9 protein-coding genes and 1 pseudogene are annotated in these 8511 nt (G+C 65.7%); 6 read left to right on the top strand and 4 right to left on the bottom strand.

What is annotated here, in order from left to right; translation table 11 throughout:
- The 4 genes from G3N97_RS33650 to G3N97_RS33635 all read left to right on the top strand — a co-directional run.
- Window positions 1-477 (top strand): carcinine hydrolase/isopenicillin-N N-acyltransferase family protein (locus G3N97_RS33650; RefSeq protein ID WP_241031000.1); only part of this gene is annotated, 477 nt, incomplete at its 5' end.
- A 63-nt stretch (window positions 478-540) separates the two neighbouring features.
- Complete coding sequence (locus G3N97_RS33645; protein ID WP_205997205.1) at window positions 541-1899, top strand: aspartate aminotransferase family protein; 1359 nt, start codon at window positions 541-543, stop codon at window positions 1897-1899.
- 103 nt (window positions 1900-2002) lie between these two features.
- Entirely contained in the window at window positions 2003-2569 is a 567-nt protein-coding gene (locus G3N97_RS33640) for a carboxymuconolactone decarboxylase family protein (RefSeq protein ID WP_205997204.1), read from the top strand.
- A 738-nt stretch (window positions 2570-3307) separates the two neighbouring features.
- A complete protein-coding gene (locus G3N97_RS33635; protein WP_205997203.1) occupies window positions 3308-3592 on the top strand; it encodes a YodC family protein in 285 nt (94 codons plus the stop codon).
- 113 nt (window positions 3593-3705) lie between these two features.
- Here the strand turns inward: G3N97_RS33635 and G3N97_RS33630 are convergent, their stop codons facing one another.
- Both G3N97_RS33630 and G3N97_RS33625 read right to left on the bottom strand, forming a co-directional pair.
- The gene (locus G3N97_RS33630) at window positions 3706-4338 is read right to left on the bottom strand and encodes a LysE family translocator (RefSeq protein ID WP_205997202.1); all 633 of its coding nucleotides are present in this window, start codon (window positions 4336-4338) and stop codon (window positions 3706-3708) included.
- Between the two features lie 228 nt (window positions 4339-4566).
- Window positions 4567-4935 (bottom strand): superinfection immunity protein, encoded by a 369-nt coding sequence (locus tag G3N97_RS33625; RefSeq protein ID WP_205997201.1) that lies wholly within the window; start codon window positions 4933-4935, stop codon window positions 4567-4569.
- Window positions 4936-5097: 162 nt separating this feature from the next.
- Between G3N97_RS33625 and G3N97_RS33620 the strand changes: the two genes are divergently transcribed.
- A complete protein-coding gene (locus tag G3N97_RS33620) occupies window positions 5098-6558 on the top strand; it encodes a M20 family metallopeptidase (protein WP_205997200.1) in 1461 nt (486 codons plus the stop codon).
- 116 nt (window positions 6559-6674) lie between these two features.
- On the opposite strand, the gene cadR is transcribed toward G3N97_RS33620, so the two are convergent.
- Both cadR and G3N97_RS39810 read right to left on the bottom strand, forming a co-directional pair.
- Complete coding sequence (gene cadR / locus G3N97_RS33615; RefSeq protein WP_205997199.1) at window positions 6675-7157, bottom strand: Cd(II)/Pb(II)-responsive transcriptional regulator; 483 nt, start codon at window positions 7155-7157, stop codon at window positions 6675-6677.
- A 37-nt stretch (window positions 7158-7194) separates the two neighbouring features.
- A complete protein-coding gene (locus tag G3N97_RS39810; protein ID WP_241030999.1) occupies window positions 7195-7566 on the bottom strand; it encodes a hypothetical protein in 372 nt (123 codons plus the stop codon).
- A gap of 111 nt (window positions 7567-7677) precedes the next feature.
- Between G3N97_RS39810 and G3N97_RS33610 the strand changes: the two are divergent.
- Window positions 7678-8511, top strand: a pseudogene (locus G3N97_RS33610) (cation-transporting P-type ATPase); the annotation flags it as partial.

Here is an 8511-nt window from a genome sequence, read left to right as displayed (position 1 = left end):
CTCGACGCCGCGCTCGCATTGCTGCGCGACACGCCGCGCGCGAGCGGTTTTCACCACACGCTGGGCGGCACCGACGCAACGGGCGCGGTGCGCGTCGTCAGCGTCGAGGCCACGGCGCGGCGCGCCTCGGTCGTCGAAATCGGCGCGCCGTGGGGCCACGCCAATCACCTGATTCACGCGGATCACCCGGATGGCGAGCGCGAGCCGCAGATCGTCACCGATTCGTCGCGCGATCGTCAGGCGCGGCTCGCGGACCTGCTGCCGCCGCTCGGCGCGCATCCCGACGGCGAGGCCTTCGTGCAGACGTTGCACGACCGCGGCGGCGCGGGCCTGCCGATTTTCCGCGACGACCCGCACGATCCCGACGACGAAAACACGCTCGCCACGGCCTGCATGCGCATTGAGCCGCGCGGCGTCGCACTCGACGTCTGGCAAGGCGGCGAGCGCGTCATGAGCCAGCAGATCGCGCGCATCTGACACGCGCGTCCGAACATTCCCCGATTTCATCGCATCACTTCGCACCATTCAGCGAGACCGCACATGAGCAAAGTCTTTCATCGCATGCCCAAACAGACCCTGCCGGTGGCAGTGGCGGGCGACGGTATCGAGATCATCGATTCGACCGGCAAGCGCTATATCGACGCGAGCGGCGGCGCGGCCGTGTCGTGCCTTGGTCACAGCAACCAGCGCGTGATCGACGCGATCAAGCGTCAGGCCCAGCAGCTGCCGTACGCGCACACTTCGTTCTTCACGACCGACGCCTCCGAGCAACTCGCCGATCACCTGATCGCGGACGCGCCCGAAGGGCTCGATCACGTTTATTTCGTCTCGGGCGGTTCCGAGGCGATCGAGGCCGCGCTCAAGCTCGCGCGCCAGTTCTTCGTGGAGAAGGGCGAGCTGACGCGCCGTCATTTCATCGCGCGCCGCCAGAGCTATCACGGCAACACGCTCGGCGCGCTGGCGATCGGCGGCAACGCATGGCGACGCGAGCCGTTCCTGCCGATCCTGATCGAATCGCATCACGTGAGCCCGTGCTACGCGTATCGCGAGCGTCACGAAGGCGAAACCGACGAAGCCTACGCGCAACGTCTCGCCGATGAGCTCGAACAGAAGATCCTCGAACTCGGCGCGGAAAACGTCGCGGCCTTCGTGGCGGAGACGGTGGTCGGCGCGACAGCCGGCGCGGTGCCGCCGGTGCGCGACTACTTCCGCAAGATCCGCGCGGTGTGCGATCGCTACGGCGTGCTGCTGATCCTCGACGAGATCATGTCGGGCATGGGCCGCACGGGCTGGCTGTACGCCTGCGCGGAGGACGGCGTCGCGCCCGATCTGCTGACCATCGCGAAGGGTCTGGGCGCCGGTTATCAGCCGATCGGCGCGACGCTCGTGAGCGCGCGCATCTATGAAACCATCGTGGGCGGCAGCGGTTACTTTCAGCACGGCCACACTTACATCGGCCATGCGACGGCCTGTGCGGCGGCGCTCGAAGTGCAGCGCGTGATCGCCGAGGACAAACTGCTCGACAACGTGCTCGCGCGCGGCGAGCAACTGCGCGCGCGTTTGCGCGAGCGTTACGCCGAGCATCCGTATATCGGCGACGTGCGCGGCCGCGGGCTGTTCGTCGGCGTGGAGCTGGTGAAGGACCGTGAAACGAAGGCGAGCTTCGATCCGGCGCTCAAGCTGCATGCGGCGATCAAGCGCGAGGCGTTCGCGCGCGGGCTGATGGTGTATCCGATGGGCGGGACCGTCGATGGCCGTAACGGCGACCACGTGCTGCTCGCGCCGCCGTTCATCTGCACGGCGCAGGAGATCGATACGATCGAGGACCGGCTTGCGGCGGCGATCGGCGCGGCGCTGGCATCGACGGGCGTGACGGCGCCTGCGTCGACGACAGCCTGACTGTTCGCACGCCGGTGCGCCGCGATGGCGTGATCCGGCGTGGCGCAATCGGCATACTTTTTCGACCTCAACCGGACAACCCGAAGTCAATCGGAGTCAATCGATGACGCAATCCCAGAACCCGCGGCTGCCGGCCTTCGATGCCGCGACCGCGACGCCCGAGCAGAAAGCCGTGCTCGACGAAATCCTCTCCGGCCCGCGCGGCAATCTGAACGGGCCGTTTCTCGGCTGGATTCACAGTCCGGAGCTGGCGCAGCATGCGCAGCGTCTGGGCGCGTTCTGCCGTTACAGCACGGGCCTGTCGCTGCGTCTGTCCGAACTCGCGATTCTCGTGACGGCGCAGCGCTGGCAGGCGCAGGCCGAGTGGTTCATCCACTATCCGATCGCGCTGAAGGCGGGCGTGCCCGAAGCCCTTGCGGAGCAGATCCGCAGCGGCGTGCAGCCGGTTTTCGACGAAGCCGACGACGCGCTGATCTACGCGTTCACGACCGAGCTTTACGACACGAAGCGCGTTTCCGACGCCACCTACGCCCGCGCGGTCGAGCGCTTCGGCCACGAAACGACGATCAACCTGGTCGGCCTGCTCGGCTACTACGCGCTGGTGGCGATGACGCTCAACGTGTTCGGCATGCGCGCCGAAGGCCAGACCACGCTGCCGTTCGCCGAGTAAGCGACGGCTCATCAGGCCAGTCGGCTGGTCGGGCTGCTACCGGCTGCTGTGCGACGCCCCGTTCGGATTCACCGGACGGGGCGTTTTGCTTTTTGAGGCCGGTTCTTGCGACGCTTGCGGCCCTTGCCGCGTGACAGCCATATTTCGAGCGGCCTTGAAACCGTATGGTTATTTGAAAAACAACGGTGAACGGTAAATAATTGCCCGCACTATATGCAAAAAATAAAACGAGCGGACGGTTTTTCGGGAAACGTTTTCAGCTGTCTTTTTTAGCCCGATTTTTACCTTACGTATACGAGCGCCGCGATTTTGAACTGTATGGTTAATGCCGGCATTTTGGTCAGATTGTCGCGGCGCGAAACTCGGTGAAAAAGCGCCGCGACGCGGAAATAATAATACTGTTTGCGCCGGCGCTGCCCCGGACGGTATGAATTGCCTGATGAGATGGCCCTGTGGCGCGGGCCGGTGGTAGTTTCTGCGCGCTCCAATGCGCACGGCAATGCGTATTGCAATTACGCAAATTGATGACCGTTCTGACAGGTGAGCAACGCTAATACGGGTTTTCCGTAGTCCGGTTAAAATTGCTTGCGCGGATTAAATCGGGTTGATAGTCTTGCCAAACTCATTAATAGCCGCGAAAAGCCATTATTGTGAAAAGTGGCGTCGAAGCGGCATCAAAGCGGGACACGAGGCCCGCTCCGGGGATTTCAATGGGCCGATCTTTTTCCGGGGTACATCATGCTTGATACGACCGTAGCGCTAGCGCTTGCAGAAAGCCCGCCAATTGTCCTGGCCGGCATTGGCGATGTCGTCACCCTCAAGTCGGGTGGCCCGCGCATGACGGTGATGTATGCGGGGCCGGTGGGCTTCGCCAGTGGTCACTGGCTGATCTGCCAATGGTTCGACGAACAGGGCGAACTGCGTCAGGATATGTTCGCGCAGGACATGGTCCGCATCGAGCCGCGCTCGATTCCCGCGGGTTCCGTGAAGCTGCGCATGCCGCCGGCTGCTCGCGCGGCCTGAGATCGAGGCCGCGCGTTCGCGGCGCGTTTGCGTATAGCTTGAACGCAGGTCCGGCGCCTTGCGTGTGCCGTGCCCGCTCAGTGACCTGACTGCAGCGACTTAACCCCAGCGGCTTAACGTTGCCCTTCGGCGGCAATCCGCACGGCCAGACCGGCCAGTACCGTCCCCATCAGATATCGCTGGATCACAAGCCATTTCGGCCGACGCGCCAGGAACGATGCGATCGTGCCGGCCGTGATCGCGGCGGCGGCGTTCACCGTGACCGACAGTGCGATCTGCACCGTGCCGAGTTCGATCGACTGCGTGAGCACGCTGCCGCGCGACGGGTCGATGAACTGCGGCAGCAGCGAGAGATACAGGATTGCCACCTTCGGATTCAGCAGATTCGTGACGAAACCCATCAAGAACAGTTTGCTGGGACGGTCCGGCGTGAGTTCGCGCACCTGGAACGGCGAGCGGCCACCCGGCTTGAGCGTTTGCCACGCGAGCCAGGCCAGATAGAGCGCGCCGCCGAGGCGCAGCGCGTCGTAAGCGAACGGCACGGCCATGAGCAGCGCGGTGATGCCGAAAGCGGCGCACAACATATAGAAGATGAAGCCCAGCGCAACGCCACCGAGCGAAATGAGCCCCGCCTTGCGACCCTGGCAGATCGAGCGCGAGATCAGATAGATCATGTTGGGACCGGGCGTGAGCGCCATGCCGAGGGCGACGGCGGCAAAGGCGAACAGCGGGGCGATGTGAGGCATGGCGGGCTCCGTGGGCATGCGGGTGGCGTTGCGGGAGGGACGCGCGCGAACCGTGCCAGGGCGACGGCTCGAACGCGCTTGAACGTCTTTGAGCGTTCTTGAGGCTGCTCGAACGTCAATAGACCGATTATTTCATGCGCCGCGTCCGTGTGCGCGGTCTTCCTTCGACGTTAGCCGTCTGGCCAGGGCGTGGCCGTGTCGTGGCCTCGTGACGGCGCGATCCAATGTTCAATGCGACGAGCGTTCGCGGTCGGCGTTTCTGGATTCGCCGCTGGGGCCGCTGCCGGGCGCGGTGTCGGTGTCGCGGCGTGCGCCGCGTGCCTGAACGCGGTCGTCGAGGCGGCGCGAAAACAGCAGCATGCCGACACGCCGGCTGCGCGCCTTGACGTTGCCGCCGAGGTCCTTGGGCGGATTCGGCTGCAGCGCCCAGTAGAGCGCGAGCAGCCAGCCCAGCACGGTCCAGCCGATCACCGCATTGAACAGCGCGATGGTCAGCAGGTCGTGGCGCGCGCGCCGGTCCGCGATCATCGCGGGCAGGAAGTAGATCACGACCGCCGCGAGCAGCACGACGATCTCGAAGAGGGAATGGCTCGCCATGGTCGATCCTCCGTGGAAGGGGCGCCGCCGGTGGTCCATTGTCGCGCGGATCGGGCTTGCGCGCCTATCCGTCCTGGCCGGATGGCCAACGTTTTTGGCGAACCCTCCGTCTGATGCCTGTTCGGGTCTATCATCGGGTTTTTCTTCGCAGGAATGCCCGCCATGAGCTCAGACACGACAGAGGACACCCGTCAACTCGATCACGACGCCTTGCGCGCCTTCGTCGAGCGCAAGTGGAACGACGAAATCGTGCCCGCGCTCACGGACTACATCGCCGTGCCGGCGAAGAGTCCGGCGTTCGATCCCGACTGGGCGAAGCACGGTTATCTGGAGCGCGTCGTGCAGGAAGCGGCGCAATGGGCCGAGCAGCAGCCGGTGCGCGGTCTGAAGCTCGAAGTCGTCAGGCTGGCGGGCCGCACGCCGGTGATCTTCTTCGAGGCGCCCGCCACGCGTTCGGGCAGCACCGAAACCGTCGTGCTCTACGGCCACCTCGACAAGCAGCCCGAGTTCGCGGGCTGGCGTAACGACCTCGGTCCGTGGACGCCGAAGCTCGAAGACGGCCGCCTCTATGGCCGCGGCGGCGCGGACGACGGCTATGCCATCTATGCGAGCGTCACCGCGCTGGCGGCGCTCGACGCGCAGGGCATCGAGCGCCCGCGCTGCGTGGGCCTCATCGAAACCTGCGAGGAATCGGGCAGCTACGACCTGTTGCCGTATGTCGACGCGCTGCGTGATCGTCTCGGCGATGTCGGGCTGGTGGTGTGTCTCGACTCGGGCGCGGGCAATTACGATCAGCTCTGGCTCACGACTTCGCTGCGTGGGCTCGTCTCGGGCGATCTGGAAGTCGAAGTGCTGGAAGAGGGCATTCACTCGGGTTCGTATGGCGGCATCGCGCCGTCGAGCTTCCGCATCATGCGCCAGTTGTTCGAGCGGCTCGAAGATGCCGCGAGCGGCACGCTGCTGCCCAAGGGCTTCCATTGCGCGATTCCGTCCACGCGGCTTTCGGAGGCGCAGGCCACGGCGCAGATTCTCGGCGAAAACGTCTGGAAGAGCATGCCGTGGGCGTGCGGTCAGGATGGCCGTCGCGTGCTGCCCACCACGAGCGATCCGCAACAGGCGCTGCTCGACTCCACGTGGCGGCCTTCGCTGTCCGTGACGGGCGCGGCGGGTCTGCCCGCGCTGGCCGACGCGGGCAACGTCCTGCGTCCGCGTACGGCGTTCAAGCTTTCGCTGCGCTTGCCGCCGCTCGTGGAGGCGTCGAAAGCCGTGGCGGAACTCAAGGCCCTGCTGGAACTCGACCCGCCGTATAACGCGAAGGTCACGTTCAAGCCCGACGCCGGCGCGGCCAACGGCTGGAGCGCGCCCGATCTCGCGCCGTGGCTGGCGGGCGCGCTCGACGACGCCTCGCGCACGCATTTCGGTGCCGACTGCGCGTATCTGGGTCAGGGCGGCACGATCCCGCTGATGAACGTGCTGCAGGCCGGCTTCCCGAAGTCGCAGTTCATGGTGTGCGGCGTGCTCGGCCCGAAGTCGAATGCGCACGGACCGAACGAATTCCTGCACGTGCCCTACGCGAAGAAGCTCACGGCGACGGTCGCCGAAGTGATTGCCAAGGCGCCGTGATGCGCTGAAGTGGCCATCTCGCCGTCATGCGCCGCCCGCAACGTTTCCGGGCGGCGCGCATGAGGATGTCGCGCGTGCTTGCCGGCTTCTGGCGCGGCGTGGGTCCGCGCTGCGAATCAGTGATGCGACTGATTCGAATGGTGTGAGTGAGGCGTCTGGGCGTCGAGCGGCGCGTCCGCGTGGCACGAACAGTTTTCCTCGTCGATCGGCTGCTCGAGATTTTTCATGATCCCGCACTCGGCGCTGCTGCTGTGGTGCGCGTGGCAACTGTCGCGCAGCGTGCGCAGTTGCTGTTCGAGCGTGCGCATCGATTCGATCTGCTGATGAATACGCGCGATCTGGCTGTCGATCAGATCGTTTACTTCGTCGCAAGGCTGGCTTGGGTCCGCCTGAAAGCGCCGCAGCGTGCGGATGTCCGCGAGACCGATGCCCAGCGAACGGCAATGGCGGATGAAGTTCAGCTGCGCGGCGTGCGCGGCCGTATAGCTGCGGTAGCCGTTGGTTTCGCGCGCGGGTTCGTCGAGCAAACCCTCGCGCTCGTAGAAGCGCACGGTTTCCACGTCGCAGTGGGCGTGGCGCGCCAGTTCACCGATTCTCATCGTCGCAATTCCCAAAAATGGCTTGACCCTGTAGCGACTACAGGCTGTCCAATGATTCTGTCATCTTTGGGAGAACTCGGCCATGGGTCAGGCATTCTTGTCGCGGTTTGTGCTCGCTCGCCGCTATCGGGCGCGCGCCGGTACGCACGGCGCGGACGGCGCAGGCGCGGCATCGGGCGCAGCGTCGAAGCAATCGGGGCACGATCGTGAGTCTGCCTGCGGTTGTCATGGCGATCACGGTAGTCATGGCGAAGTAGCGTTCGAAGCGGCAACGGTCGCATCGACGGCGCTGACTGGCGGACATGAGCACGATGAGGGTCACGATCATTCGCACGACCATGATCATGATCATGCGGATCACGCACATGCACACGACCACGCCCACGACCATTCGCACACCCACGATCACGCCGCCTCGTCCTGCTGCCACGGCTCCGACGCGCAACCACCCGCCGCACGTCTTCGTGCGCTCGCGCCCGCACCGGAAGGCACGCAACGCGCGCGCTATCGCATCGACAACATGGATTGTCCGACCGAGGAGCGGCTGATCCGCAACCGGCTCGAACCGATGCCGGGCGTCGCGCGCCTCGACTTCGACCTGCTCGCGCGCGAGTTGACCGTCTATCACCGTCTGCCCGACGCGCAGCCGCTCGAATCCGCGTTGCGCGCGCTCGACATGGCGCCGCGTCCGCTCGCCAATGATGCCAACGCCGGTTCTACCGGCCCGACGCCGGGCGTCGGCCTCGCGCTGCGCCAGAAGCTGCTGCTTGCCGCAAGCGGCGTCGCGGCCGCGGGTGCGGAAGTGCTCGCGTGGACCACCGGCCACGAAACCGGCGTGCCCGTGCTGATCTGCGCCGTCGTTTCGCTGCTCTGCGCGGGGCTGCCGACGCTGCGCAAGGGCTGGATTGCGCTCAAGAATTTCACGATCAACATCTACTTCCTGATGTCGCTGGCGGTGGCCGGCGCGATCGTCATCGGCAAATGGTCGGAAGCGGCCATGGTCGTGTTCCTGTTCGCGCTCGCCGAGGAAATCGAGGCGCTCTCGCTCGAACGTGCGCGCAATGCGATCCGCTCGCTGACCGCGCTCGCGCCCGAAACGGCCGACGTCTGGAGCGAAGGCGAGTGGCGCACGCTGGCGGTGGCCGACGTCGCCGTCGATAGCCGCATCCGCGTGCGCACCGGCGAGCGCGTGCCGCTCGATGCCCGCGTCGAATCAGGCCGCGCCGCGCTCGACCAGGCGCCCATCACCGGCGAGAGCCTGCCCGTCGACAAGGCGCAAGGCGACGCGCTTTACGCGGGCAGCATCGTCGTCGACGGCGTCGTGGAGGCGCGCGTCACGGCGGTCGCGCGCGAC

This window comes from Paraburkholderia sp. Ac-20347 (genome assembly GCF_017104805.1).
Lineage (GTDB): Bacteria > Pseudomonadota > Gammaproteobacteria > Burkholderiales > Burkholderiaceae > Paraburkholderia > Paraburkholderia tropica.
Note: the sequence above shows the minus strand (reverse complement) of the source record. Positions and strands in the feature narration are given on the sequence as shown.

Excerpts from the sequence above, each read along its gene's own strand:
- G3N97_RS33645 (WP_205997205.1), top strand. The coding sequence starts at position 541 with ATGAGCAAAGTCTTTCATCGCATGCCCAAACAGACCCTGCCGGTGGCA.
- G3N97_RS33640 (WP_205997204.1), top strand. The coding sequence starts at position 2,003 with ATGACGCAATCCCAGAACCCGCGGCTGCCGGCCTTCGATGCCGCGACC.
- G3N97_RS33635 (WP_205997203.1), top strand. The coding sequence starts at position 3,308 with ATGCTTGATACGACCGTAGCGCTAGCGCTTGCAGAAAGCCCGCCAATT.
- G3N97_RS33630 (WP_205997202.1), bottom strand. The coding sequence starts at position 4,338 with ATGCCTCACATCGCCCCGCTGTTCGCCTTTGCCGCCGTCGCCCTCGGC.
- G3N97_RS33625 (WP_205997201.1), bottom strand. The coding sequence starts at position 4,935 with ATGGCGAGCCATTCCCTCTTCGAGATCGTCGTGCTGCTCGCGGCGGTC.
- G3N97_RS33620 (WP_205997200.1), top strand. The coding sequence starts at position 5,098 with ATGAGCTCAGACACGACAGAGGACACCCGTCAACTCGATCACGACGCC.
- cadR (WP_205997199.1), bottom strand. The coding sequence starts at position 7,157 with ATGAGAATCGGTGAACTGGCGCGCCACGCCCACTGCGACGTGGAAACC.